At 70.6% G+C, this 25,681-nt stretch carries 23 protein-coding genes; 14 read left to right on the forward strand and 9 right to left on the reverse strand.

Annotated elements, in window-relative coordinates; all coding sequences use genetic code 11:
• Positions 1-57 precede the first annotated feature (57 nt).
• The gene (gene aspS / locus AC1DZA_RS10915) at positions 58-1,404 is read left to right on the forward strand and encodes an aspartate--tRNA(Asn) ligase (protein ID WP_476761991.1); all 1,347 of its coding nucleotides are present in this window, start codon (positions 58-60) and stop codon (positions 1,402-1,404) included.
• 109 nt (positions 1,405-1,513) lie between these two features.
• Here aspS and AC1DZA_RS10920 read toward each other — a convergent pair whose 3' ends face one another.
• The gene (locus tag AC1DZA_RS10920) at positions 1,514-2,245 is read right to left on the reverse strand and encodes an endonuclease domain-containing protein (protein WP_476772775.1); all 732 of its coding nucleotides are present in this window, start codon (positions 2,243-2,245) and stop codon (positions 1,514-1,516) included.
• A gap of 429 nt (positions 2,246-2,674) precedes the next feature.
• Between AC1DZA_RS10920 and AC1DZA_RS10925 the strand changes: the two genes are divergently transcribed.
• Positions 2,675-3,598 (forward strand): formylglycine-generating enzyme family protein, encoded by a 924-nt coding sequence (locus tag AC1DZA_RS10925; protein ID WP_476772776.1) that lies wholly within the window; start codon positions 2,675-2,677, stop codon positions 3,596-3,598.
• 34 nt (positions 3,599-3,632) lie between these two features.
• On the opposite strand, the gene AC1DZA_RS10930 is transcribed toward AC1DZA_RS10925, so the two are convergent.
• The 6 genes from AC1DZA_RS10930 to AC1DZA_RS10955 form a co-directional block, all read right to left on the reverse strand.
• A complete protein-coding gene (locus AC1DZA_RS10930; RefSeq protein WP_476772777.1) occupies positions 3,633-5,267 on the reverse strand; it encodes a SulP family inorganic anion transporter in 1,635 nt (544 codons plus the stop codon).
• A gap of 1 nt (position 5,268) precedes the next feature.
• Positions 5,269-6,216: an HAD family hydrolase gene (locus AC1DZA_RS10935; RefSeq protein WP_476772778.1), complete on the reverse strand. Its 948-nt coding sequence runs from the start codon at positions 6,214-6,216 to the stop codon at positions 5,269-5,271.
• Positions 6,213-8,594, reverse strand: coding sequence for a sulfatase-like hydrolase/transferase (locus AC1DZA_RS10940; protein WP_476772779.1), 2,382 nt, complete (start codon positions 8,592-8,594; stop codon positions 6,213-6,215). The genes AC1DZA_RS10935 and AC1DZA_RS10940 overlap by 4 nt, the downstream gene beginning before the upstream one ends.
• Positions 8,595-8,700: 106 nt before the next feature.
• Complete coding sequence (locus AC1DZA_RS10945; RefSeq protein ID WP_476772780.1) at positions 8,701-10,260, reverse strand: FAD-dependent oxidoreductase; 1,560 nt, start codon at positions 10,258-10,260, stop codon at positions 8,701-8,703.
• 43 nt (positions 10,261-10,303) lie between these two features.
• On the reverse strand, positions 10,304-10,573 hold the full coding sequence (locus AC1DZA_RS10950; protein WP_476761017.1) for a glutaredoxin family protein: 270 nt from the start codon (positions 10,571-10,573) through the stop codon (positions 10,304-10,306).
• Positions 10,574-10,683: 110 nt separating this feature from the next.
• A complete protein-coding gene (locus AC1DZA_RS10955) occupies positions 10,684-10,782 on the reverse strand; it encodes a 30S ribosomal protein bS22 (protein WP_003792170.1) in 99 nt (32 codons plus the stop codon).
• Between the two features lie 142 nt (positions 10,783-10,924).
• Between AC1DZA_RS10955 and AC1DZA_RS10960 the strand changes: the two genes are divergently transcribed.
• On the forward strand, positions 10,925-11,434 hold the full coding sequence (locus AC1DZA_RS10960; RefSeq protein WP_476761018.1) for an N-acetyltransferase family protein: 510 nt from the start codon (positions 10,925-10,927) through the stop codon (positions 11,432-11,434).
• Between the two features lie 3 nt (positions 11,435-11,437).
• On the opposite strand, the gene AC1DZA_RS10965 is transcribed toward AC1DZA_RS10960, so the two are convergent.
• The gene (locus AC1DZA_RS10965) at positions 11,438-11,878 is read right to left on the reverse strand and encodes an ArsR/SmtB family transcription factor (protein ID WP_309974908.1); all 441 of its coding nucleotides are present in this window, start codon (positions 11,876-11,878) and stop codon (positions 11,438-11,440) included.
• Between the two features lie 74 nt (positions 11,879-11,952).
• On the opposite strand from AC1DZA_RS10965, the gene AC1DZA_RS10970 reads away from it, so the two are divergent.
• From AC1DZA_RS10970 to AC1DZA_RS10990, 5 genes are all read left to right on the forward strand, one after another.
• On the forward strand, positions 11,953-13,395 hold the full coding sequence (locus AC1DZA_RS10970) for a TrkH family potassium uptake protein (protein WP_476761019.1): 1,443 nt from the start codon (positions 11,953-11,955) through the stop codon (positions 13,393-13,395).
• Positions 13,388-14,056, forward strand: coding sequence for a potassium channel family protein (locus tag AC1DZA_RS10975; protein WP_309974914.1), 669 nt, complete (start codon positions 13,388-13,390; stop codon positions 14,054-14,056). Before AC1DZA_RS10970 ends, AC1DZA_RS10975 begins: the two co-directional genes overlap by 8 nt.
• Positions 14,057-14,155: 99 nt before the next feature.
• Entirely contained in the window at positions 14,156-15,088 is a 933-nt protein-coding gene (locus tag AC1DZA_RS10980; protein WP_476772781.1) for an ABC transporter ATP-binding protein, read from the forward strand.
• Positions 15,085-16,707 (forward strand): ABC transporter permease, encoded by a 1,623-nt coding sequence (locus AC1DZA_RS10985; RefSeq protein WP_476772782.1) that lies wholly within the window; start codon positions 15,085-15,087, stop codon positions 16,705-16,707. Before AC1DZA_RS10980 ends, AC1DZA_RS10985 begins: the two co-directional genes overlap by 4 nt.
• A 29-nt stretch (positions 16,708-16,736) precedes the next feature.
• Positions 16,737-17,222 (forward strand): GbsR/MarR family transcriptional regulator, encoded by a 486-nt coding sequence (locus AC1DZA_RS10990; RefSeq protein WP_476761022.1) that lies wholly within the window; start codon positions 16,737-16,739, stop codon positions 17,220-17,222.
• A gap of 6 nt (positions 17,223-17,228) precedes the next feature.
• Here the strand turns inward: AC1DZA_RS10990 and AC1DZA_RS10995 are convergent, their stop codons facing one another.
• On the reverse strand, positions 17,229-17,624 hold the full coding sequence (locus AC1DZA_RS10995; RefSeq protein ID WP_476761023.1) for a hypothetical protein: 396 nt from the start codon (positions 17,622-17,624) through the stop codon (positions 17,229-17,231).
• A gap of 297 nt (positions 17,625-17,921) precedes the next feature.
• Here AC1DZA_RS10995 and kdpF point away from each other — a divergent pair, with 297 nt between their 5' ends.
• Genes kdpF through AC1DZA_RS11025 form a run of 6 tightly spaced genes read left to right on the forward strand, consistent with a single transcriptional unit; the run spans position 17,922 to position 25,680 of the window.
• Positions 17,922-18,011 (forward strand): K(+)-transporting ATPase subunit F, encoded by a 90-nt coding sequence (kdpF, locus tag AC1DZA_RS11000; RefSeq protein WP_476761024.1) that lies wholly within the window; start codon positions 17,922-17,924, stop codon positions 18,009-18,011.
• A complete protein-coding gene (gene kdpA, locus AC1DZA_RS11005) occupies positions 18,011-19,684 on the forward strand; it encodes a potassium-transporting ATPase subunit KdpA (protein WP_476772783.1) in 1,674 nt (557 codons plus the stop codon). The genes kdpF and kdpA overlap by 1 nt, the downstream gene beginning before the upstream one ends.
• A gap of 48 nt (positions 19,685-19,732) precedes the next feature.
• Positions 19,733-21,850, forward strand: a complete 2,118-nt coding sequence (gene kdpB / locus AC1DZA_RS11010) for a potassium-transporting ATPase subunit KdpB (protein WP_476772865.1) — start codon at positions 19,733-19,735, stop codon at positions 21,848-21,850.
• 27 nt (positions 21,851-21,877) lie between these two features.
• Positions 21,878-22,483, forward strand: coding sequence for a potassium-transporting ATPase subunit KdpC (gene kdpC / locus AC1DZA_RS11015; protein WP_476761026.1), 606 nt, complete (start codon positions 21,878-21,880; stop codon positions 22,481-22,483).
• A 6-nt stretch (positions 22,484-22,489) separates the two neighbouring features.
• The gene (locus AC1DZA_RS11020) at positions 22,490-24,979 is read left to right on the forward strand and encodes a DUF4118 domain-containing protein (protein ID WP_476772784.1); all 2,490 of its coding nucleotides are present in this window, start codon (positions 22,490-22,492) and stop codon (positions 24,977-24,979) included.
• On the forward strand, positions 24,976-25,680 hold the full coding sequence (locus AC1DZA_RS11025) for a response regulator (RefSeq protein ID WP_476772785.1): 705 nt from the start codon (positions 24,976-24,978) through the stop codon (positions 25,678-25,680). The genes AC1DZA_RS11020 and AC1DZA_RS11025 overlap by 4 nt, the downstream gene beginning before the upstream one ends.
• The last annotated feature ends 1 nt before the right edge of the window (position 25,681 follow it).

Consider the following 25,681-nt stretch of genomic DNA (forward strand, 5'->3'; position numbering starts at 1 on the left):
GCTGCTCGCTGATGGTACCGGGAGGCGCGCGGAAACGCCCCGGTAGGATGGTCGATCGTGAACTCACGCACCTTGATCAAGAACCTCGCCGCGCTTCCCGACGGCCCCGTCACCGTCGCCGGATGGGTCGAGACCGTGCGCGATCAGAAGAAGGTGCAGTTCGTCATCCTGCGCGACGAGTCGGGGGCCGTGCAGCTCGTGAACCCCGCGACCCGCGAGCTCGACCCCGAGGGCGTGAGCGTCGGCGCGGCCGAGGCGCTCGCCACGACCGAGACGATCTCGGCGCTCTCGCACGGCTCGTTCATCACGGTCACCGGCGAGCTGAAGCACGACGAGCGCGTCAAGCTCGGCGGCATCGAGGTGAAGATCGGCTCGCTCGACGTGGTCGCCGAGGCGAACCCCGAGACGCCCATCGCGGCCGACTCCAGCCTCGACAAGCGCATGGACTGGCGCTTCCTCGACCTGCGCCACCCCAAGCAGCACCTGATCTTCCGCATCCAGACCACGTTCCTGCACGCGCTGCGCACCTACTGGGTCGAGCACGACTTCATCGAGATCCACACCCCGAAGCTCATGGCATCGGCGTCCGAGTCGCGCGCCGAGCTCTTCGAGGTCGACTACTTCGAGGGCAAGGCGTACCTCGCACAGAGCCCCCAGTTCTTCAAGCAGATGGCGCAGCCGGCCGGCTTCGGCAAGGTCTTCGAGGTGGGCCCCGCGTTCCGCGCCGACCCGTCGTTCACCTCGCGCCACGCCACCGAGTTCACGTCGGTCGACGCCGAGATGAGCTGGGTCGACTCGCACGAGGACGTCATGAAGATGCACGAGGAGCTCCTCGTGGCCGGCTTCGCCGCCGTCAAGGAGAAGCACGGCGCCGAGATCGCCGAGCTGTTCGGCATCGACCTGCAGGTGCCCACGACGCCGTTCCCCCGCATCCCGCTCGCCGAGGCGAAGCAGATCGTCGCCGACCGCGGCTACGTGATCCCCCGCACCGACGAGGACATGGACCCCGAGGGCGAGCGACAGATCTCCGCCTACGTCAAGGAGACGTACGGGCACGACTTCGTGTTCCTCACCGACTACGCGTCGAGCATCCGGCCGTTCTACCACATGCGCCGCGAGGGCGACCCGGGCATCACGAACTCGTACGACCTCATCTACAACGGCGTCGAGATCTCGACCGGGGCCCAGCGCGAGCACCGCATCGACGTGCTCGTCGAGCAGGCGAAGGAGAAGGGGCTCGACCCCGAGGAGCTCGAGTTCTACCTGGACTTCTTCCGCTACGGCGTGCCGCCGCACGGCGGCTTCGGCATGGGCCTCGCCCGCGTGCTGATGCTCATGCTCGAGGAGCACTCGATCCGCGAAACGACGTACCTCTTCCGCGGCCCGACGCGCCTGCTCCCCTAACGGGGCCTGCCCGCCCCGCCGGCCACCCCCGCCTTCCCGCCCCGCTCCCGCCCGCGCGCGGTGAGATGACGCAAATCGACCTTCGCGACCTCGGGAACGTCGATTCGCGTCACCTCGCGGCGTCTGGAACCCAGCCCGCGGCGAGCAGCGCCTCTCGGACGCGCTGCAATCGACGCGTTCGACGCGCTCCGCGGTGCGAGGCGTTGAAGCGGATGACGCGCCACCCGGCATGCGCGAGATCCTCGAGACGGTCGATGTCGCGGGCGTACTGGTGAGGGTCCTCACCGTGGTGCCGACCGTCGTACTCGACAATGACCCGATATCCGGCGTACACGAGGTCACCGATGGCGATCAGGTGCCCTGACGCGTCGAAGATGGGCACGTTCACCTGCGGCTCCGGCAGGCCGCATGCCGTCAGGTCCAGGCGCAGGTCGGTCTCCGCCGGAGAGTCAGTGCCGGGACGCACGAGTTCGAATGCGGCCCGAAGGGCACGCTGGCCCCGGTTGCCGGCATGACCGTCGACCGCCTCGCCCAACTCGACCAGAGTCGCGTGCGGATGCCGCCGGCGCACGAGCGCGTCGCCCACCTCCACGAGCCTCCGCACTGAGAGCTCACCACCGAGCTGGCACCAGGCGTCGACGGCCGAGACCACGCGTAGCCCTCCGACCTCGACGACCGCCGCGCCGCCGGGTCGGAGACGGTGACCCCTCACGCTGGCGGACCGCGGGATGCCGTGCGGCTGGAATGCCGAGACGTGGATCCTCCGGTCATCGCCGAGGGGAAGCGGCAGGCCGTGCAGGAGCGCGGCGGTGCGGTGGCTGAAGACTTCGCAGTCGCGCATCCTCTCGGCGTACGCACGACACAGCCGCTCCGTCGAGGCCGACGCGCTCCGCGGCATCCGCACCCCGTGGAAGGGTCGTTCGAGGTCGGACCCTCGAAGCCGTCCCTCGCCCACGTTCCACGCATGGGCATGGGCGACCGTGAACGGTGCGGCGGCGAGCGGGATCGGGAGAGCCTTGCGCGGGGGCATGCGGCAATCGTGCGACGAGAATCCGCGGCCGACGCACGGCGCCGACCGAAGTGTGGACGATCCGACGTCCCACAACGGGGGCCCGTTCGAGTCGCAACGATGGATGAGCGGCCGTGAAGTGACGCGAATCGACCTTCGCGAGTGGGACGAACGTCGATCTGCGTCATCTGGGCGAGGTGGATGGGTGCGGCGAGGGGGGCGGCGAGGCCGCCGCCCGCGCGAGCCGCGTAGGCTCTGAGGATGACGGTCGACACGACGCCGATGGTGCGCATCGAGGGCGGCACGTTCCGCATGGGCTCGGCCGAGTTCTACCCCGACGAGACGCCGGTGCACGAGCGCACCGTGGGTCCGTTCGAGATCGACCTGCACCCCGTCACGAACGAGCAGTTCGCGGCGTTCGTCGAGGCCACGGGCTACGTCACCGTCGCCGAGCGCCCGCTCGATCCGGCCGACTTCCCGGGCGTCGACCCCGACGGCCTCGTGCCGGGCGGGCTCGTCTTCATGCCGACCGAAGGTCCGGTCGACCTGCGCGACTGGCGCCAGTGGTGGCGCTGGGGCGAGGGCGCCAGCTGGCGGCATCCGTTCGGCGCCGGGTCATCCGTCGACGACCGGCCGACGCATCCGGTCGTGCAGGTGAGCCTCGAGGATGCCGCGGCCTACGCCGCCTGGGCGGGCAAGCGACTGCCCACCGAGGCGGAGTTCGAGTACGCGGCCCGCGGGGGCCTCGACGGCGCCCGGTTCGCCTGGGGCGACGACGAGCGGCCGGGCGGCGAGCTCATGGTGAACCAGTGGCAGGGGCACTTCCCCTACGAGAACACGGGCGCCGCGGGCTGGGTCGGCACGTCGCCGGTCATGACGTTCCCGGCGAACGGCTACGGCCTCTTCGACGTCACGGGCAACGTGTGGGAGTGGACCACCGACTTCTACGCGCCGCGGCACGAGGTGCCCGGGCAGGTGCCGGTCGAGGCCGGCACGCGCGAGAACCTGCTCGCCGCGGCATCCGCCGAGCCCGGCTCGCGCATCCCCCGCCGGGTGCTGAAGGGCGGCTCGCACCTGTGCTCGCCCGAGTACTGCCTGCGGTACCGCCCGGCGGCGCGATCGCCCCAGGCCGACGACACGGCGACGACCCACATCGGGTTCCGCTGCGTCCGCGACGCCAATTGAGGCAGGCGCAGCTCGCGGTCCGGCACGAAGCCCGTCAGTTCGACGGATGCCGCGACGCGACCGCATCGGCGAGCGTCGGGTACGACCGCCCCTCGGCTTCGAGCCCGGCGAACCAGCTCGTGCGCCGCGCCACCGCCGCCCCCGCCTCGGGCACCGCGGCGACGCGCAGCTCGATCCCGAGCGCGGCGAGCTCCCGATCGAGGTCGGCGAGGGTGTCGAGCACGGTGATCGAGGTCACCGACATGCGCGTGAGCTCGAGTGCGAGCGCCCGCACACCGGGATGCGCCCGGGCCGCATCGAGCACGGCGTTCTCGTTCGCGAGCACGTTCGCCGTGTAGAGCGGCCCGAGCAGCCGGACGGGCAGCACATCGCCGACGGCCTCGCCCACGTCGACACGCAGGCGGTTGAGCTCGCGGAGCACCGCGCCGAACGTCGCCAGGATGCCGACGAGCACCGCGAGCAGCAGCCCGGCCGTGAGCCCGACGAACGCGGTGACCGTCGTGATCCAGAAGTCGGTGCGACTGATGCGCCAGAACCGGATCAGGGCGCGCACGTCGATGAGCCCGATCACGGCCACGAACACCAACGCCGCCAGCGTGGCCTGCGGCAGGAGGCTCAGCACCGGGCCGAGGAAGAGCGCCACGAGCACCGCGAGCACCACGGTGACGAGCGTCGAGAGCTGCGTGCGCGCACCGGCGCCCTGGTTGACGGCGCTCTGCGAGAACCCGCCCGCCGCCGGCAGCACCTGGAAGAACGAGCCGAGGGTGTTGGCCGCGCCGGTCGCGAACAGTTCCTGGTTGCTGTCGACCTGCGGCTCGCCGGGCCGACGGATGCCGCGGGCCACCGCCGCGGACTCAAGGAACGCCATGATCGCGATCGCCAGCGCCCCGGGCAGGAGCGCGCCGAGGTTCGCGAACGAGGGCAGCTCGGGCGCGGGGAAACCCTGCGGCACCGGGGCGATGAGTTCGACGCCGGCCTCCTCGATACCAGCGAACGCCACGAGCAGGATGCCCCCGACGACCACGATCAGCGGCCCGGGCACGCGCGGCACCCACCGCTTCAGCACGAACAGCACCGCGATCGACGCGACCGACAGCGCGATGGTCGCCGCATTCGCCCCGGGCAGCGCCTCGCCCACCGCGATGAGCGAGCGGATGAAGCCGTGCCCCGAGTAGTTCTCGGTCTCGCCGAGGAGCTTCGGCAGCTGCCCCACGGCGACGGTCGCACCGACGCCGACCTGGATGCCCACGATCGTCGCCTTCGAGATGTTCTCGACCAGCGACCCCAGCTTCGCGAGCCGGGCGGCGAGCAGGATGAGGCCGACGATGAGCGTGAGCGTGATGAGGTCGGGGATGGGGTCGTCGGACCCCGCGGCGACACCGGCCGACACGAGCGTCGTCGCCGTGAGGGTGGCGATCGTCGAGGTCGTCGACACGCTCATCGCCCGGGACCCACCGAGCATCGCGTAGACCAGCATGGGCACCATGCACGTGTAGAGCCCGGTCTGCACGGGCAGGTTCGCGATGGTGGCGTACGCCATCGCCTGCGGGATCACGACCGCTCCGGCGGAGAGGCCCGCGAGCAGGTCGCGCCAGAGCCAGTCTCGCCGGTACCCGGCGAGGGTCGGGAACAGGAGCCGCGAGCGCCGGCTCGCGGCATCCGTCGTCATGTCATCCCGCGTCCGCGAAGACGCTCGACCAGTCCTGCTTGACGCTCACGACGGTGAAGCCGCGTTCGGATGCCGCGGCGAGCGCCTTCTGCGCACCTTGGTCGTAGGGCGCGTCACCTCGACCCGTGTCGTCGTCGTGGTGCACGAGCAGGGCGAGCCCCACCGCCCCCTGGTGCACGAAGTCGAGCATCGGGACGTCGCCGTTCGAGTTGCCCGCGGCCAGCAGGGGGCGCCGGCCGATGCGGCTCCAGATGCGGATGGGCTTCTCGTCGCCGTCGTCCATGAAGTCGAAGGCATCGGTGTAGCGGACCTGCGCCTCCTCGTCGTCGTAGCGGAGCCCGAGCGCCGAGCCGATCACCCGCTCGGGCGGGATGCCGTAGTAGTCCTCGCTCATGGGCCGCATGAAGTCGCGGTCGCCGCCCGAGACGATGTAGCAGGTGAAGCCGTTGGCCTCGAGATGGCGCATGAGCTCCACCATCGGGGCATACACGGCATTGCGGTACGCGCGCTGCAGGGTGAGGTGCTTGGCCGTGCGGTAGAACTCGGCGACCGAACTCGCGTACTGCTCGACGCTCATGCCGTCGGTGAGCCGCACGATGGCGCCGATCAGGGTCTCGATGTCGGACTCGTCGCCGTCGTAGTGCTTGTCGATGGCGGCGCCGAGCCACGCGAGGTCGCCGCTCACGGCGGCCTTGTAGGGCTGGTGCTCGGCGAGCGACGGATCGGCCTCGGCGGCGGCCCGCCACTGCTGCACGATGTAGTGCAGCTGGGTGGGCATGGGCTTCTCGGTCCAGAGCGTGCCGTCGTTGTCGAAGACCGCGACCCGCTGCTCCTCGGGCACGGCGTCGGGGCCCTCGGTGACGGATGCCACGAACTCGAGGATCGCGTCGCGGGTCGGTCCGTCGGCCCACGACGGCAGCACCGCCGACGCCTCCACCGGCGTGCTCATTGCCGGGTCATCGCGATCTGCATCTGGTGCTCGGGATCGATGAGGTGGTCGTGGCTGTCGTCCCCCACGTCGATGCGCACCCACGAGATGCTGCCCGTGAACGCGTTGCCGGACGCGCCGTAGTCAGCGGTAACGGGCGACGCGGCATCCGCTCCGACATCCACCGTCTCGTCCATGGAGAAGAAGAACGGGAGCGTGCGTGACACTCGTCCCTCGCCGAGCTTCGCCTCACCGTCGTAGAGGGTCACCTCGCCGCCCTTGCCGAGGCCCCCGCCGTCGTACGCGAAATGCACGCGGAGCTCGTGCCCACCCGGCTCGAGCACGGCCTCGGAGGTGGTGTAGTCGGTCGCGATGCCCATGACGTTGTAGGCGAAGCGCAGCGTTCCCTCGTGCAGGTAGATGCTCCACCCGCCGTATGCACCGCCCTGGGCGATGATCACGCCCGCCGCGGCGGACTCGGGCAGCGTCACCTTCGCCGTCACGGTGAACGACTTGTTCTTGATGTTGATGACCGAGTTCTCGCTCAGGCGCTTCATACCGGAGTAGAGGGTCTGCGACGTCCCCTTCACGAGCGCGGGGCGGCCGGCGATCTCCTCGTTGAAGCGCTCCGCGGAGCGGATGTCCATCGGCAGCACGTTGAAGCGCGCGGCCTGGATCAGGAAGAGCCGCTGGAGTTCGGCGAGCTTCGCCGGCTCCGCGGCGGCGAGGTCGTTCGACTGGGTCCAGTCCTCCTCGACGTTGTAGAGCTCCCACACGTCGTCGTCGAGGCCGTGGCTCGACCCGAGCCACGGGTCCTTGTGCTTGGCGACCGCGGTCCAGCCCTTGTGGAAGATGGCGCGGTTGCCGAGCATCTCGAAGTACTGGGTGGTGTGCACCTCGTCGGCGTCAGAGGATTCGAAGGTGGAGTTCATCGGCGTGCCCTCGTAGGGACGCTGGGTGACGCCGTGCACGGTCGACGGCTCGGGGATGCCCGCCGCCTCGAGCACGGTCGGCGCCACGTCGATCACGTGCGCGAACTGGTCGCGGATCTCCCCGCGGGCAGCGATGCCGTTCGGCCACGACACGATCGTGCCGTTGCGGGTGCCGCCCCAGTGGCTCGCGACCTGCTTGGTCCACTGATAGGGCGTGTCCATGGCGTGCGCCCAGCCGATCGCGTAGTGGTTGTACGAGCGCGGGGTGCCGAGGTCGTCCTTGTGCTCGATGAGGTAGGCGTCGTCCTCGAGCTCGTTCATGTGGTTGATCGTGAACGCCTCATTGGTCGTGCCCTTCATGGTGCCCTCGGCGGATGCCCCGTTGTCGCCGATGATCACGTACACGAGCGTGTCGCCGAGCACGTCGAGCTCCTCGAGGGCGTCGAGGAGCTCGCCGACGTAGTGATCGGCGTACTCGAGGTAGCCGGCGTAGACCTCCATCTCGCGGGCGAGCACGGGGTGCAGGTCGGGGCTCATCTCGTCCCACGCGGGAATGCCGGGGCTGCGCTCGGTGAGCACCGCGTCCTGTGGGATGACGCCAAGCTCCTTCTGCCGCGCGAACGTCTCCTCGCGTACGGCGTCCCAACCCTGGTCGAACTTTCCCGCGTACTTGTCGGCCCACTCGACGGGCACATGGTGCGGCGCGTGGGTCGCGCCGGGGGCGAAGTAGGTGAAGAAGGGCTTGTCGGGGGCGAGCGCCTTCTGTTGCCTGGTCCAGTCGATCGCCTTCTGCGTCATGTCGGCCATGAAGTGGTAGCCCTCTTCAGGAGTGCCCCAGGGCTCGACGGGCGTCGTGCCCTCGTAGATCGCGGGGTACCACTGGTTGGTCTCGCCGCCGATGAAGCCGTAGAAGTACTCGAAGCCGCCGCCGGGGCTCGGCCATTGGTCGAACGGGCCCACCGCGCTCGACTGCCAGACGGGCACCTCGTGGCACTTGCCGAACTGGGCGGTGCTGTAGCCGTTGAGCTTCAGGGTCTCGGCGAGTGGCGCGCAGTTGTTGGGGCGCAGCGAGTTGTAGCCGGGCGCGCTCGTGGCGATCTCTGTGATGCCGCCCATGCCGACGGTGTGGTGGTTGCGGCCGGAGAGCAGGGCGGCACGTGTCGGCGAGCAGAGCGCCGTCGTGTGGAAGCGGGTGTACTTCAGCCCCTGCGCGGCGACTCGCTCGAAGTTCGGCGTGTGCACTGGGCCGCCGAAGGCGCTCGACGCGCCGAAACCCGTGTCGTCGATGAGCACGACGAGCACGTTCGGCGCTCCCTCGGGTGGCAGCAGTCGCTCGATCGGCGGGTAGTGCGTGTCGGGGTCGGTCGCGTCGTACGTCACCGTGCCGGTGTAGGCAAGATCGGGGATGGGCAATGCCCCGCGCTGGAGTTCGCTACTGGTGCCGTTTCCCTTGAATTCGCGTGCCACGTGCCGAACCCCTCCCCCGAGCGCCGTCGACCGCCGGCGTCGGCGGTTCGCCTTCCACGCTGTCATGCGGCATCCGGCAAGGCAAGGGAGGAATGGCGAGCGAGCCTCAGCTTGCCTCGGGCACGCGCGGCTCCTGCGGCAGGTCGCGCACCGCCGGGCCCTCGATGCGGCGACCGGATGCCTCGAAGCGCGAGCCGTGCAGCGGGCAGTCCCAACTCATCTCGGCGTCGTTCCACTGCAGCACCCCGCCGAGGTGCGTGCACACGGCGCGCACCGCGCAGGTGCGGCCCTCCACCGTCGAGATCCCGTACGGCACGCCAGCGCGGGACACGACGACGCCCTGGCGCTCGGCCGGCGCCTCAGCCGGAGCGGGATGCAGCGCCGCGCCGCCCCAGCCCACGGCGATCCAGCTCGCCACCCGCGCCCCCTCGGCGGCGCCGCGAGCGAGGTCGGACGGCATCGTCGCCCGGGTACCGAGCACGCGCATCCAAGGGCGGCGATCCCGCCACGGCACGCCGAGGATCTCCTCGGAGATCCGGATGCCGGCCGCCGCGCCGTTCGCGAGCCCCCACTTGGCGTAGCCCGTCGCGAGCCACACGCGGCCGAAGCCCCGCGGCATCCGCCCGACGAAGGGCACGAGGTTCGCCGACTGGTAGTCCTGCGCCGCCCACCGGTGCGTGAGCTCGGCGCCCGGGAAGTGCCGCCCGGTCCATGCGACGAGGTCGCGCACGCGGGCCTCGGTCGACGGGGCACGGCCCACCGGGTGCCCGTTGCCGCCGACGAGGAGCAGCGGCGTCGCGTCGACGCCGCCGCCGACGTCGGGTGTCGTGCGGATCGACCGAGTCGGGTCGTCGACCGAGATGAAGAGCCCGGGCGGCGGGGCCTCCCCGACGCGATACGACGTGAGGTGCGAGCGCAAGGCGCTCGTCTTCGCGAAGTAGAGCCCGCGCGTCATGGTGGGAGCGCCCGTGGCGATGACCGCGGCATCCGCTCGCACGGTGCCGTGCGGTGTACGGAGTTGCACGGGCTTCGACGCGTCGACGTGCTGGACGCGCATCCCCTCGAGCAGCACGCCGCCCTCGGCCACGAACGCGCGGGCCATCGCCTGGGCGAGGGCGTACGGGTCGAGCCCGAGCTGCCCCGGCAGGGCGACGGCGCCCGCGAAGGGGAAGGGCAGCTCCGGCAGCCCGCCGACGCGTTCGACCGGCAGCCCGGCCTCGGCGGCCGCCTCGAACTCGCGGTCGACCGTACGGAGTCCCTCGTCGGAGACCGCGTAGCTGTAGGCGGTCTCCTCGGACACGGGCACTCCGTGCTGCGCGGCGAACTCGGCGATCCAGTGCAGGCCGTCGAGGTTCGCGTCGGCGTACGCCCGAACGACGCGCGCCGAGTGCGCCGCCCGGATGCGCTGCAGCATCGCCGACTGCAGCACGCTCACCTTGCCCGTATTGCCGCCCGTCGCGAGCGCCGCGACGTGGTCGGCCTCGAGCACGACGACGTTCGCACCCGTGCGGCGGAGCATCAGCGCCGTGGAGAGGCCGGTGATGCCCGCGCCGACGACGGCGACGTCGAAGCGGTCGCGGGGAGGCGGGGCGCCGTCGGATCGCGGGAGCGCGGGCTCCGGCCCGAGCTCGTCGGCCACGGCCTGTGCTGCCCACAGCGACGTCATGCGACCAGTCAACGCCCACGGACGATGGAGCGCAACGACGCGGTCAGCGCGCGAGCAGCGCCGTCTTCAGTCGCACCGGGTCCACGCGCCAGTAATCGTGCACCTCGCCGTCGATGAGGAGCACGGGGATCTCCTCGGCGTACTGCTGCGCGAGCACGGCGTCGTCGAGGATGGATCGCTCCTCGAGCGACATGCGGCTCGCGGCATCCGTCGCCTGGATCTCGGCCAGCACCGACTGCACGACCACGCGCGCGTCGTCGCACAGGTGGCAGCCGGGCTTGCCGATGAGGGTGAGTCGGATGTCGCGGGTCACATGTTCCAGCCTACGCACGCGGCGCGGAGGATCGTCGACGAGTGGTCGACGAGGAAAGCGAAAACGCCAGGCCGCCTGGCCTGGCGCTCTGCCGGTCGTGCGAAGGACGACTACTTCTTGTTGCGACGCTGGTGACGCGTCTTGCGAAGCAGCTTGCGGTGCTTCTTCTTCGCCATGCGCTTGCGGCGCTTCTTGATGACGGAACCCATCGAAACCTCACAGAAAAGATCGAGACGGCCGCGCGTGCCGCAGCCAGAGGCGGGAAAGCCTCGCGCTAGTCTAGCCGATCCGGCGGGTGCGCCCGTCCGCACCCGTTCCATCCGGCTTCGCGGCATGCATTAGCGTCGAGGAATGCGCGCCCACGACGTCGTCATCCGCACCACGACCGAAGACGACTGGGCCTCCGTCCGCACGCTGCGCCTCGAGATGCTGCGCGACTACCCGCTCGCCTTCGGCGAGACCCTCGAGCACGCCGAGCAGGTCGACGAGGCCGGCTGGCGCCTGCGCGCGGCACGCGGCACGACCGGCGGGCAGACGTCGATCGTCGCCATCGACGGCGACCGCTGGGTGGGGCACATGGGCGGCTACATCCCGAGGGGCTCCACCGGGCCGCTGCTCGTCGGCGTCTACGTCGCCCCCGACTACCGGGGCGATGCGATCGGGGTCACCCGGCTGCTGCTCGAGGCGGTCGAGGACTGGGCGCGCGATCACGGCGACACCCTGCGGCTCGAGGTGCACGAGGACAACCCCCGCGCACGACGCTTCTACGAGAAGCTCGGGTTCACGCTCACCGGGCGCAGCCGCGAGTACGAGCTGGCGCCGGGCGGGCTCGAGCTTGAGATGATCAAGCCGTTGCGCTGACGGCTACTTGCGCTTCTTCGGCCCGACGACCGAGGTGACCTTCTGGGCGGTCTCGGCGAACGCCTTGCCGATGGCCGAGGCGAGGGCGAGCTGGTCGTGGTTGAGCGAGGCGGCATCTTCGGAGTCGACACCGGCGAGGGTCGCGGCATCCGCTGCGGCATCGGATGACACGAACGGAATGAGCCAGTCCTCCAGCACCTCGAGGGGGCCACGGTCGAGGTGGTAGTACCGGTGCTGGCCCTCCTCGCGCACGCCCACGAGACCCGCCTCGCGAAGCACCTTGAGGTGCTTGGAGACGGTGGGCTGGCTGAGGCCGAGGGTCGAGACGATCTCGGACACGCTGATCTCGCCGCCGGACGCGGGAACCGACGTCTCACGCTCGAGGAGGACCGCGAGGATGTCGCGTCGGGTCGTGTCCGCCACCACGTCGAAGATGTCCGCCATGCGTCAAGGCTAGTCATTCCCGGCGGGGAGTACCATGACTCACGCGTTGTCAGACGGTGGCGTGAGGGGGTCCGATGACGGCACAGCCGTTCCGCCGGCGCGGTGTGCCGTCGCGCTCGTGGATCGGCCGGTCGCGGGATGCGGTCGACGCGTTGGTGCGCAACTCGCCCTCGCGATTCGCGATCCTGATCTTCGCCGGCCTGGTGCTGCTGTTCACCCTCCTCTTCTCGCTGCCGATCGCGCGGGCCGGGGAAGGATCGGGCACGCCGCTGTACGACGCGCTGTTCACGGCGGTCTCGGTGATCTGCGTGACCGGTCTCGCGACCGTCGACATGGCGACGCACTGGTCACCCTTCGGCAACGCCCTCGTCTTCATCGGCGTGAACATCGGCGGCATCGGCGTGCTGACGCTGGCCTCCATCCTCGGCCTCGTCATCTCCCGCCGGCTGGGCCTGCGGGCCAAGCTCATCGCCGCCAGCGACTCCAACCCGTCGCGCATCCACGTCGGCCCGGTCTCGGAGCGCCAGGCGGTGCGGCTCGGCGAGGTCGGCGGCCTGCTCGTCACGGTCGCGATCAGCGCCCTCGTCATCGAGGTCGTGATCGCCCTCGCCATGATCCCGAGCTTCCTCGCCGTCGGATACGATCCGCTGCTCTCGGTCTGGTACGCCTTCTACTACTCCGCGATGGCCTTCACGAACACGGGGTTCAGCCCGAATCCGGGTGGTCTCGAACCGTTCCAGCATGACTTCTGGATGCTGTCGATGATGATGATCGGCGTCTTCCTCGGGAGCCTCGGTTTCCCCGTCATCTTCGCCCTGGCGAGGTCCTGGCGGCAGCCGCGCAAGTGGAGCGTCCACGTGAAGCTCACGCTCACGACCACCCTCATCCTCTTCGTGCTCGGTGCCGCGGCGTTCCTCCTCCTCGAGTTCAACAACCCGAAGACCTACGGGCGGCTCGACGCGGGCACCACCATCTTCGAGTCGCTCTTCATGTCGATGATGACCCGCTCGGGCGGGTTCGCGACCATCGACATGGCCGACCTCAACGGGTCGAGCCTGCTCGTGACCGACATGCTCATGTTCGTCGGCGGCGGGTCGGCGTCGACGGCCGGCGGCATCAAGGTGACGACCCTCGCGGTGCTGTTCCTCGCGGCGTTCGCCGAGGCGCGGGGCGCGCCGGCGATGGAGGCGTTCGGGCGGCGCATCCCGCGCGACATCCTGCGACTGGCGGTGAGCGTCGTGCTGTGGGGCGCCACCATCGTCGCGGTCTCCTCGATCACGATCACGCAGATCACGAAGCAGCCGCTCGACTTCGTGCTCTTCGACGTCATCTCCGCGTTCGCGACGTGCGGCCTGTCGACCGGCCTGACCGCCGAGCTTCCGCCCTCGGCGGTGTACGTCATGGCCGCCACGATGTTCATGGGGCGGGTTGGTACAGTGACACTCGCCGCGGCGCTGGCGGCCAGCCAACGCCGGCAGTTGTATCGCCGTCCGGAAGAGAGGCCCATCGTTGGTTGATCGGATCAGACACGACGCCCCGGTGCTCGTGATCGGCCTCGGCCGGTTCGGCGCCGCCACCGCAGGGCAGCTCGACCGGCTCGGTCGCGAGGTGCTCGCCGTCGACGACGACGAGGGCCTGGTGCAGAAGTGGGCCGAGCGGGTGACCCACGCGGTCGTCGCCGACGCCCGCAACATCGACGCCCTGCGCCAGATCGGCGCCCAGGACTTCTCGACGGCGGTCTGCGCGGTCGGCTCCTCGATCGAGGCGTCCGTGCTCATCACGGCGAACCTCGTCGACCTGAAGGTCCCGCAGATCTGGGCGAAGGCCATCTCGACCTCGCACGGCAAGATCCTCGAGCGCATCGGCGCGAATCACGTCATCTACCCCGAGCGCGAGGCCGGCGAGCGCACGGCGCACCTGGTCAGCGGGCGCATGCTCGACTTCATCGAGTTCGACGACGACTTCGCCCTCGTGAAGATGTATCCGCCCAAGCCGATCCGCGGCAAGAACCTCACCGATTCGGGCGTGCGCTCGCGTCACAACGTCACCGTCGTGGGCGTCAAGAGCCCCGGCAAGCCGTTCACGTATGCCACCCAGGACACGGTCGTGTCCAACCACGATCTCATCATCGTGTCGGGCACCGAGGGCGACATCGAGAAGTTCGCAGCGCTCGAATAGCGAGCGGATGCCGCGGCCGACGGTGCCCGGCCGCGAGCGTCGCGTCATCCGCTGTTTCGAGTATTCACAAGATTGTGAATCGGGCGTAGCATCGCGATCATGACCACTGTGATCAGCGCCCGCGGCCTCCAGAAGCGGTTCGGGCGCACCATCGCCCTCGACGGACTCGACCTGTCGGTCGAGGCCGGCGAGGTGCACGGATTCCTCGGCCCGAACGGGGCCGGCAAGACCACCACCCTGCGCATCCTGCTCGGGCTGGCGCGCGCATCCGGCGGCGAGGCGACGCTCTTCGGTCGCGACCCGTGGACCGACGCCGCCGAACTGCACCGCCGCATCGCCTACGTGCCGGGCGACGTCTCGATCTGGCCGAACTTCACCGGCGGCGAGGCGATCGACCTGCTCAGCCGGCTGCGCGGCGGCACGGGCGACAAGGCCGCGTACCTCGCGCGCCGGGAGCGGCTCTGCGAGGCGTTCCAGTTCGACCCGCGCAAGAAGGGGCGCTCGTACTCGAAGGGCAATCGGCAGAAGGTCGCGCTCATCGCCGCCTTCGCCACTCCTGCCGAGCTCTACCTCTTCGACGAGCCGACCAGCGGCCTCGACCCGCTCATGGAGCAGATGTTCAACCGCGAGGTCGACCGCATCGCCGACGAGGGGTCGACCGTGCTGCTCTCGAGCCACATCCTCTCCGAGGTCGAGGCGCTCTGCGACCGCGTGAGCATCATCCGCGCGGGGAAGACCGTCGAGAGCGGCACCCTCGCCGAGCTCCGCCACCTCACGCGCACCGAGATCTCCTTCGCCCACGACCCGGCGCGAGAGGCCGCGGTCACGGCGATCCCGGGCGTCCACGACCTCGTCATCGACAGCGGGAGGGTGCGGTTCACCGTCGACAGCGACCACGTGGCGGGAGTCCTGCCCGAGCTCGCGCGCATCGAGGTGCAGGGACTGACCGTCGCCCCGCCCTCCCTCGAGGACCTCTTCCTGCGCCACTACGGCGAAGAGCTCACCCCAGCCGGAGCCGAGGCCCGCGCGTGACCCCGTTCCTCGTGCTGCTGCGGCAGCGCATCCGCCGCGACCGGCTGCAGCTCGCGCTGTGGATCCTCGGCACCGCGCTGCTCGCCTACGCCTCCGTCTCGGCGGTGTACGACACCTACGGCGAGGAGCAGGACCGACGCGAGATCCTCGGCGTCGCCATCGCCAGCCGCACGATCCTCATCTTCCGCGGCACGCCCAACGGCATCAGCGACGGCGCGTTCGCGTTCTTCCTGCTGTTCGCGTGGCTGGCCCTCATGGGCGGTCTCATGAGCACGTTCCTCGCGGTGCGCCACACCAGGCAGGAGGAGGAGCAGGGCCGCGCCGAGTCGGTCGCGGCGACGCCCGCGGGCCGCATCCTGCCCACGACCGCCACGGTGGTGCACGGCGTGCTCGCCAACATCGTGCTCGGCCTGTTCATCGCCCTCGCGCTCATGGCGAACGGCCTCGAGCCCGTCGGTTCGTTCGTGTGGGGCGCGGCCATCGCCGTGTCGGGCTTCGCGTTCCTCGCATTCGGGTTGTTCGCCGCCCAGCTGTTCCGCACGTCGCGCGGCGCGAACGGGATCTCGGTCGCCTTCGTGCTCGTGGCCTACCTGCTGCGTGGCATCGGGGATGCGGCGGGCACGCCGTCGGAGGACCTGCTGCATGTGACCCCGGCCTGGCCGAGCTGGCTCTCTCCCATGGGCTACGGCCAGTTCACGGGCGCCTACGTCGAGAACGACCTGACCCCGCTGCTCATCCCGCTCGCCTTCGCGGCGGTGCTGATCGGCGTCGTCTACGGCCTGCAGTCCGTGCGGGACCAGGGCGCGAGCCTCCTCGCCGGACGCGCCGGCCGCGCGACCGCGGGCCCGGTTCTCTCGAGCTCGTTCGGGCTCGCATGGCGGCTCAACACGTCGATCCTCCTCTCGTGGACGGCGGGCGCCGTGGCGACGGGGCTGCTCGCGACATCGCTCTCGTCGGTGATCAACCAGGCCGCGACCGACACGCCCGCGGTGCTCGAGACGCTCCGGCGCGCGATCGGCAGCGACGCCTCGATCGAGGAGGCGTTCGTCGCCGTGTTCTACGGCATCGTCGGCGTGCTGGCCGCGTGCTGTGCCGTGCAGGTGGGCATCCGGGCGCGGCAGGAGGAGGCCCACGGCACCGCCGAGCTCATCCTCGGCACGCCCGTCCCGCGCATCCGCTGGCTGCTCGAGTACTGGGTCGTCGGCACGATCGTCATCGTCATCGTGCTCGCTGCGGCGGCCCTCGCGGGCATCGCCGGCGCCGGCGCGGCATCCGATCCCGAGTCGCTCGTGCCGAACGTGCTCGAAGCGGCGGCGGCGCAACTGCCGGCCTGCCTCGTGTTCCTCGGGCTCACCCTGCTCGTGTTCGCGTTCCTGCCGCGCGCGACGATCTCCGTCGGCTGGATCGCGGTCGGCGTGGCGGCGATCCTCGGCACCTTCGGCCCCATCCTGCAGTTCCCCGAGTGGGCCGTCGACCTCTCGCCGTTCGCCCACTCGCCGGTTCCGGCGGGCGGGGAGACCGACTGGTCGGGTGGCATCTGGATGCTGGCGATCGGGCTCGCCGCCGGTGCGGTCGCCGTGCTCGCCATGCGCCGCCGCGAGCTCGCGAGCGGCGGATGAGAGCGAGCGGCGGATGAGAGACTGAGCGGATGCCACGCGACGAGCAGGGCCTGAAGGCCGCGGTCGACCAGTCGGCCGCGGTCCTCACCGCGGCGGGCTTCCCCCGGATGCCGGCCCGCGTGCTCATGGCGCTCGTGGTCGCCGACCGCGGCGGCCTCACCGCGAGCGAGCTGGGCGAGCAGCTCGGCGTGAGCGCGGCCGCGATCTCGGGCGCGGTCCGGTACCTCGAGCAGATCGGCATCCTCCACCGGCTCCCCCAGCCCGGCAGCCGGCGCGACAAGTGGGAGTTCCTCGACGACGCCTGGTACACGGCGCTCATGGCGAAGAGCCCGATCTACGGCGTGATCGCCGACCTCGGCGACCGCGCCGCCGACGCCATCGGCGACGAGACGGCCGCCGGTGCCGTGCGGGCCCGCGAGATGGCGCGGTTCTACCGCTTCGTCGACATGCGCATGCCCGACCTCATGCGCGAGTGGGAGACGCTGCGCGGCGAGCCCGCGGCGGAATCTGGATGAGGACGCTCAGCCGGCGAGCATGAGCACGAGGTTCACGAGCCCGGCGACGGAGGCGATCGCGAGCAGGACGAACCCGAGCCAGCGCGTCACCCGCCGGCCCACCGGCGGCTCGTGCAGGCGGAGCCGGTCGGGCTCCCGCTCGCGATAATAGGCGGGCTCCTCTTCGAGGTTCCGGACGTGCACGCGCTCCTCGTCGCTCAGGCGACGCTGGTGGAAGGCGCCCTCCGCGAACCAGCGCACGGTCGACCCGTGCTCCTGGTCGATGACGACCGCGTCGGTGCGCAGCCACCTGCCATCGGCGAGCCGGATGAGCAGGGCCAGCAGGAGGCACACGAGCGCGCCCGCAAGGGCGATCCACCCGATCACCTCGGTGACGACCGAGATGACCTCCGATGCTTCCATGCGATCACGGTATCGGACGGCGAGCGCGCCGCCCGACCCCGCCGCCGTCACGCGCCCAGCGCGGCGTGAGCAAGACGTTCGGATCGGGCGGCCGGCCGTTAGGAAGCCGTGAGGACCGGCGCCGCGACATCCGCCGCGGTGTTGCATCGGATGCGCAGTCGAACCTGCCCGCCCACCGCGTTCGCGGCCGGCGGTCATCGCATTCCCTGGAGTCCTCGTGCTCGATCTGATCTACGCCATCGCGATCATCGCGGTGTTCGTCGTCGTGGGCCTCATCGCGAAGGGGGTCGAGAAGCTGTGATCGTCTTCGAGCTGCTCGCCGCCGCGTTGGGTGTCGCCGCCGTGGTGTACCTCGTGTACGCCCTCATCAAGCCCGAGCGGTTCTGATGGACGTCCTGTTCGCCGTCCTGCAGGCGGCCACCCTCGCCCTGATCCTCGCACTCGTGTACCGCCCGCTCGGCGACTACATGGCGCACCTCTACACCACGACGAAGGACTGGAAGGTCGAACGCGGCGTGTACCGCCTGGTCGGCGTCGACCCCCGCTCCGAGCAGTCGTGGCCGGCCTACCTTCGCGGCGTGCTCGCCTTCTCGGTGGTCGGCGTGTTCTTCGTCTACATCCTGCAGCGCGCGCAGGCCGTGCTGCCGTACTCGCTCGGGCTCCCGGCGGTTCCCGAGGGGCTGTCGTTCAACACGGCGGCGTCGTTCGTGACGAACACCAACTGGCAGTCGTACTCGCCCGAGCTCACGATGGGCTACACGGTGCAGCTCGCGGGCCTGGCCGTGCAGAACTTCGTGTCGGCGGCCGTCGGCATCGCCGTCGCGATCGCCCTGGTGCGCGGCTTCGCCCGTCGCAGGTCGGGCACGATCGGCAACTTCTGGGTCGACCTGTTCCGTGGATCGTTCCGGCTGCTCCTGCCTCTGGCCGCGCTCAGCGCGATCGTGCTCATCATCGGCGGAGTGGTGCAGAACTTCAACGGCTTCACCGAGCTCACGACGCTAGCTGGCAACACGCAGCACCTGCCCGGCGGCCCGGTCGCCTCGCAGGAGGCGATCAAGGAGCTCGGCACGAACGGCGGCGGATTCTTCAACACGAACTCCGCGCACCCGTTCGAGAACCCGACGTCCTGGACGAACCTCTTCGAGATCGTGCTCATGCTGGCGATCCCGTTCGCCCTCCCCCGCACGTTCGGCAAGATGGTCGGCAGCAACAAGCAGGGCTACGCGATCCTCGCGACCATGGCGTCGCTGTTCGTCATCTCGCTCGTGGCGCTGACGCTGCTCGAGGCCAACGGAGCCGGCACTGCCCCGCAGCTCGCCGGCGGCGCGATGGAGGGCAAGGAGCAGCGCTACGGCATCTACGCCTCGACGCTCTTCGGCACGACCTCCACGCTCACCTCGACGGGTGCCGTGAACTCGATGCACGACTCGTTCACCGCCCTCGGCGGCATGCTGCCGATGCTCAACATGATGCTCGGCGAGGTCGCCCCCGGCGGTGTCGGATCCGGCCTCTACGGCATGCTCGTGCTCGCGGTCATCGCGGTGTTCATCGCCGGACTCCTCGTGGGCCGCACGCCGGAGTACCTCGGCAAGAAGCTCGGCCCGCGCGAGATCAAGCTCGCGAGCCTGTACATCCTCGTGACGCCGATCCTCGTGCTCGCCGGCACCGCCCTGAGCTTCGCCATCCCGGGCGTTCGCGAGGACGTCGAATCGGTCTCGATCTGGAACCCGGGCATCCACGGCATGTCCGAAGTCCTCTATGCCTTCACGTCGGCGTCGAACAACAACGGCTCCGCCTTCGCGGGACTCACGGCGAACACGCCATGGCTCAACACGGCGCTCGGCGTCGCGATGCTGCTCGGCCGATTCGTGCCGATCATGCTCGTGCTCGCCCTCGCGGGCAGCCTCGCCGCGCAGGACAAGGTACCCACGACTGCCGGCACCCTCCCCACATATCGGCCGCAGTTCGTCGGCCTCCTCGTCGGCGTGACGGTCCTCGTCACCGCCCTCACGTATTTCCCCGTTCTCACGCTGGGTCCCCTGGCGGAAGGGCTGAACTGATCCATGTCCACGACCATCTCCGAAATGACCGGCCACACCCCGCGGCCGATGGGTTCGCCGTCGAAGCGCCCCATGGGCGGGTTCGGCCCCGCGCAGCTCTTCCGGGCCCTGCCCGGTGCCCTGCGCAAGCTCGATCCGCGCGACATGTGGCACAACCCCGTCATGTTCATCGTCGAGGTCGGCGCGGCGCTCACCACGGCGCTCGCGATCGCCGAGCCGTTCTTCGGCGGGCCCGGTGTCTCCGGCGGCACCGAGGTGCCGGGCTCGTTCACCTGGGCCATCGCCGTCTGGCTGTGGCTCACCGTGATCTTCGCGAACCTCTCCGAGGCGGTCGCCGAGGGCCGGGGAAAGGCGCAGGCGGACACCCTGCGGCAGACGCGCACGTCGACGATCGCGCACCTCGTCACGAGGTACGACGAGGTGGCGGATGCCGCAGCCGAGCGCACCCCGGTGAGCGAGGTTCCGTCGGGCGACCTCCGGCTCGGCGACATCGTCGTGGTGTCGGCGGGCGAGTCGATCCCCGGCGACGGCGACATCATCCAGGGCATCGCCTCGGTCGACGAATCGGCCATCACGGGCGAATCGGCGCCGGTCGTGCGCGAGTCCGGCGGCGACCGCTCCGCGGTCACCGGCGGCACCCGCGTGCTCTCCGACCGGATCGTGGTGCGCATCACCTCGAAGCCCGGCGAGACCTTCGTCGACCGCATGATCGCGCTCGTCGAGGGCGCATCGCGCCAGAAGACGCCGAACGAGATCGCGCTGAACATCCTGCTCGCGAGCCTCTCGATCATCTTCGTGGTCGTCGTGCTCACGCTGAACCCGATCGCGTCCTATGCCGCAGGGCCGGCGTCGATCACGGTGCTCGTCGCGCTCCTGGTCTGCCTCATCCCGACGACGATCGGCGCGCTCCTCTCGGCGATCGGCATCGCCGGCATGGATCGGCTCGTGCAGCGCAACGTGCTCGCGATGTCGGGCCGCGCGGTCGAGGCCGCGGGCGACGTCACGACGCTGCTCCTCGACAAGACGGGCACCATCACGCACGGCAACCGGCAGGCGAGCGACTTCGTCCCGATGCCCGGGGTCGACGTCGTCGAGCTCGAACGGGCCGCAGCGCTCGCCTCGCTCGCCGACCCGACGCCCGAGGGATCGTCGATCGTGACGCTCGCGGCCGAACGCGGCATCCGCTTCGATGAGGCCCCGGCCGGCGAGGTCGTGCCGTTCACGGCGCAGACCCGGATGTCGGGTCTCGACCTGGCCGACGGGTCGATCGTCCGCAAGGGCGCCGGGTCGGCGGTCATCGGCTGGGTCGAGGAGGGCGGCCCGATCCCGTCGAGCGTGAAGGAGGAGCTCGACCAGCGTGTCGACGCGATCTCCGTCAGCGGCGGGACCCCCCTCGTCGTCGCGCGGAGGACCGCCGACGGCATGACCCGCATCCTCGGCGTCGTGCACCTGAAGGACATCGTCAAGGACGGGCTCGTCGATCGCTTCCGCGAGCTCCGCCAGATGGGGATCCGCACCGTGATGATCACGGGCGACAACCCGCTCACCGCCAAGGCCATCGCGGCCGAGGCCGGCGTCGACGACTACCTCGCCGAGGCCACACCCGAGGACAAGATCGCGCTCATCCGGAAGGAGCAGGCGGGCGGCAACCTCGTCGCGATGACCGGCGACGGCACGAACGACGCGCCGGCGCTCGCGCAGGCCGATGTCGGCGTCGCGATGAACTCGGGCACGTCGGCCGCGAAGGAGGCCGGCAACATGGTCGACCTCGACTCCGACCCGACGAAGCTCATCGAGATCGTGGCCATCGGCAAGCAGCTGCTCATCACGCGCGGCGCGCTCACGACCTTCTCCATCGCGAACGACGTGGCGAAGTACTTCGCGATCATCCCCGCGATGTTCGCCGGGATCTTCCCAGGACTCCGGGTCCTGAACATCATGCAGCTGAGCTCGCCCGCCTCGGCGGTGCTGTCGGCGATCGTCTTCAACGCGATCATCATCGTGCTGCTGATCCCTCTGGCGCTGCGCGGGGTGAAGTACCGGCCGCTCGGGGCATCCGCCGTGCTGAACCGCAACCTCCTCATCTACGGCGTCGGCGGCATCATCGCCCCGTTCATCGGCATCTGGCTGATCGACCTCGTCGTCCGCCTCATCCCCGGGTTCTGAGCCCGGACGCGAAAGGAAGCAACAGACATGAGTACGACTCGCACGACGGCCCGCACCACCTGGGTGGCGATCCGCGCGATGCTGCTCCTCACCCTCGTGCTGGGCGTCGGCTACACCGCCGTGATCACCGGCATCGGGCAGGTCGCCATCCCCGCGCAGGCGAACGGCTCGGTCGTCCGCTCGGGCGACGAGGTGGTGGGCTCCGCCCTGATCGGCCAGTCGTTCACGGATGCCGCCGGCGACGCCCTGCCCGAGTGGTTCCAGCCGCGCCCGTCCGCCGCCGGCGACGGGTACGACGCCGGCGCCTCGAGCGGCAGCAACCTCGGCCCCGAGAACGAGGACCTCGTCGCGGCCATCGAGGAGCGCAGGGCCCAGGTCGCCGCATTCAACGGCGTCGCAGAGGACGAGGTGCCCGCGGACGCGGTGACGACGTCGGGTTCGGGCCTCGACCCGCATATCAGCCCCGAGTACGCCCGGCTCCAGGTCGCCCGCGTGGCCGAAGCGCGAGGGCTGCCCGAATCCGAGGTGGGCGACCTCGTCGAGTCTAGGATTCAGGCACGGGACCTGGGGTACCTGGGCGAACCCACCGTGAACGTGCTGCAGCTGAATCTCGCCCTCGAAGGACTGAGGTAGGCACCGATGAGACGGGGGCGTCTGCGCGTGCTCCTCGGCGCCGCTCCCGGCGTCGGCAAGACCTACACCATGCTCGAGGAGGGCCGGCGTCTCGCCGACGAGGGCCACGACGTGGTCGTGGCCTTCGTCGAGACGCACGGCCGCGCGGCCACCGCCGCCATGACCGCAGGACTCGAGATCGTGCCCCGGCGCACCGAGGACCACCGCGGCATGTCCCTCGAGGAGATGGACCTCGACGCGGTGCTCGAGCGGAAGCCCGAGATCGCCCTCGTCGACGAGCTCGCGCACACCAATGCGCCCGGCTCGCGGCATCCGAAGCGCTGGCAGGACGTCGAGGACCTGCTCGCCGCCGGCATCGACGTGATCTCCACGGTGAACACCCAGCACATCGAGTCGCTCGGCGACGTGGTGCTGCAGATCACCGGGGTGCCGCAGCGCGAGACCATCCCCGACTCCGTGCTGCGCTCGGCCGACCAGATCGAGGTCGTCGACCTGGCCCCGCAGGCGCTACGCGACCGGCTCGCGAGCGGGCTCGTGTACCCGGCCGAGCGCATCGACGCCGCGCTCTCGAACTACTTCCGCCTCGGCAACCTCACCGCCCTGCGCGAGCTCGCGCTGCTCTGGCTCGCCGACGAGGTCGACACCGCGCTCAAGGCCTACCGTGCCGAGCACGGCATCCGCGGCAACTGGGAGGCGCGCGAACGGGTCGTGGTCGCACTGACCGGCGGGCCCGAGGGCGAGACGCTCATCCGCCGCGGCGCGCGCATCGCGTCGCGCTCCTCGGGCGGTCAGCTCATGGTCGTGCACGTGACCAGTCCCGACGGGCTGCAGGCGCGGCATCCGGGCGCCCTCGAGCGCCAGCGCACGCTCGTCGAGCAGCTCGGCGGCACGTTCCACCAGGTCGTCGGCGAGGACGTGCCCCGTGCGCTCGTCGAGTTCGCCCGGGCGTCGGATGCCACGCAGCTCGTCATCGGCGTCAGCCGCAGGTCGCGCCTCGCGGCCGCCTTCACGGGGCCCGGCATCGGCGCGACCGTCATCCGCGAGTCGGGCGACATCGACGTGCACATCGTCACGCACCAGGCGGCCGGACGGAACCTCGCGCTGCCGAGGCTCGGCGGTGCGCTCAGCCGGCGACGGCTCGTCATCGGGTTCGCGGTCGCCCTGATCGCCGGGCCGCTCCTCAGCTGGCTGCTCGTGTCGTTCCGCACCGATGAGTCGATCACGAGCGACGTGCTCGCCTACCAGCTGCTCGTCATCATCGTCGCGCTCATCGGCGGCATCTGGCCCGCCCTCTTCGCCGCGGTGCTGTCGGGACTCACGCTGAACTTCCTGTTCGTGGAGCCCCGGTTCACGCTCACCATCAGCGACCCGCGGCAGTTCCTCGCCGTCGTCCTCTACGTCACGAACGCCCTGCTCGTGAGCTACGTCGTCGACCAGGCCGCCCGGCGATCGCGAGCCGCCCAGCGCTCCGCCGCGGAGTCCCAGCTGCTCGCCACCCTCGCCGGCAGCGTGCTGCGCGGCGAGGACGCACTGCAGGCGATGGTCACCCGCACGCGCGAGGCGTTCGGCCTCACCGGGGTGCGGTTGCTCGTCGACGGCGAACCGCGGGTCGCCGATGGCGAACCGTCGAAGGACGATCGGGTGACGACCGTGCCGATCGGCGAGCACGCGGTGCTCGAACTGCACGGCCAGGACCTCGAGGCGTCGGAGCGCCGGCTGCTCGGGGTCATCGCGGCGCAGATCGACCAGGCGATCGAGCACGGCGCGCTCGCCGAGGCCGCCGAAGCGGCCGGGTCGCTCGCCGAGACGGATCGGGTGCGCTCGGCGCTCCTCGCCGCGGTGGGTCACGACCTCCGGCGTCCGCTCACGTCGGCGTCGGCGGCCGTCAGCGCGTTGCGCACACCCGACCTCGCCCTCCGCGCCGAGCAGCGCGAGGAGTTGCTCGACACCGCGGCCGAGAGCCTCGACTCGCTCGCCGCGCTCGTCACGAACCTCCTCGACGTGAGCCGCCTGCAGGCCGGTGCCCTCGCCGTGCAGCTCGCGCCGACCGACCTGGCCGACGTCGTGTTCCCCGCGGTCGACGAACTCGGCGTCGGTCCGGGCGACGTCGAGCTCGACTTCGCCGACGACCTGCCGCTCGTGCTGGCCGACGCGGTGCTGCTGCAACGCGTGGTCGTCAACCTCCTCGCGAACGCGGTGCGCCACAGTCCGCCGGGTGAGCGCGTGCGGCTCGCCGCGAGCGCCTTCCGCGGCCACGTGGAGCTGCGCGTGGTCGATCGCGGCACGGGCATCCCGCTCGAGCGGCGCGACGAGGTGTTCGTGCCGTTCCAGCGCCTCGGCGACACCGACAACGACACCGGCCTCGGCCTCGGCCTGGCGCTGTCGAAGGGCTTCATCGAGGGCATGGACGGCACACTGGAGGCGGACGACACCCCGGGCGGTGGCCTCACCATGGTCGTCACCCTGCCCGCTGCGACCGCCGAGGAGGCGCGATGAGGATCCTCCTCGCCGATGACGACGACCAACTGCAGCGCGCCCTGCGCATCACCCTCGGCGCCCGCGGCTACGAGGTGATCGCCGCGCACGACGGCGCCCAGGCCATCGACCTCGCGGCGAACGCGCACCCCGACCTCATCGTCCTCGATCTCGGCATGCCGAAGGTCGAGGGCGTCGACGTCATCCGCGCCGTGCGGGCATGGTCGAAGGTGCCGATCCTGGTGCTGTCAGGCCGCACCGATTCTGCCGAGAAGGTCGAGGCCCTCGACGCCGGCGCCGACGACTACGTCACGAAGCCGTTCGCGATGGACGAGCTGCTCGCCCGCATCCGGGCACGCGCGCGGGCGACCGCGGGCGAGGAGCCGGATGCCGCGGCCTTCGCGATCGGCGATCTCGTCGTCGACCTCGCGGCGAAGACGGTGGGGCGCCCGTCCGGCTTGCCCGGCGCCGAGGCGGGCGCCGCGGCATCCGTGCGCCTGACCCCAACCGAGTGGCGCCTGCTCGAGCTGTTCCTCCGGAATCCCGGCAAGCTGCTGACCCGGCAGATGCTCCTGTCGGAGGTGTGGGGGCCGTACCACGCGAACGACGCCGGCTACCTGCGCCTGTACGTCGCGCAGTTGCGGCGCAAGCTCGAGGAGGTGCCGTCGGAGCCCCGGCACTTCCTCAACGAGCCGGGGCTCGGCTACCGCTTCGAGCCGTAGC

The organism is Agromyces sp. P2_B3 (genome assembly GCF_056404815.1).